The organism is Streptococcus oralis, from assembly GCF_001578945.1.
GTDB lineage: Bacteria > Bacillota > Bacilli > Lactobacillales > Streptococcaceae > Streptococcus > Streptococcus oralis_Q.
In genome coordinates this window covers 2,906-3,468 of sequence record NZ_KQ969551.1, presented here as the reverse complement: position 1 = coordinate 3,468, position 563 = coordinate 2,906, and the positions used below count along the sequence as shown (strand labels likewise).

The 563-nt window shown below is 41.2% G+C and carries 1 protein-coding gene; it reads right to left on the bottom strand.

Features of this window, described 5'->3' with window-relative positions; all coding sequences use genetic code 11:
* Window positions 1-543 (bottom strand): ABC transporter substrate-binding protein (locus SORDD16_RS02650; protein WP_241733944.1); only part of this gene is annotated, 543 nt, incomplete at its 3' end.
* Between the last annotated feature and the right edge of the window lie 20 nt (window positions 544-563).

Genomic DNA, 563 nt, shown 5'->3' with positions numbered 1-563 from the left:
AGAATTCCAATAAGATTCTGGACGTGTCAAAGTATACTGAACTGTTTGGTCATCAATCGCCTTCACACCGACAGTTGAAAAGTCTGTTGTTTTCCCGTTGATATAGTCATCCAACCCTACTACGGACTCTTGAACAAGATACAAGGCATCAGATTTTTTATCTGCAGCATATTTCAAACCTGTCACGAAGTCTTGGGCAGTGACAGGTGCATATTCTTCACCCTCATAGGTATACCATTTTGCATCTTTACGAAGTTTGTAAGTATAGGTCAAGCCGTCCTGAGAAACGGACCAATCCTCTGCCAAAGATGGGACATAGTTGCCATATTGGTCATTTTCCATTAAACCATCTACCAGATTGGTGACGATGTCGTTGGTTGTTGCACGGTTTTCAGCAAGGTAGTTCAAACTGGATGGATCACTCGAATAAACATAGTTATATGTTTTAGATGCACTAGTTGAGTTCCCACATGCACTTAGCAGGATACCTGTGCTTAAGATGACACCAGCTAGTGTCAGATACTTGGCCTTAGACTTTTTCATTTCCAGAACCTCCTATTTTT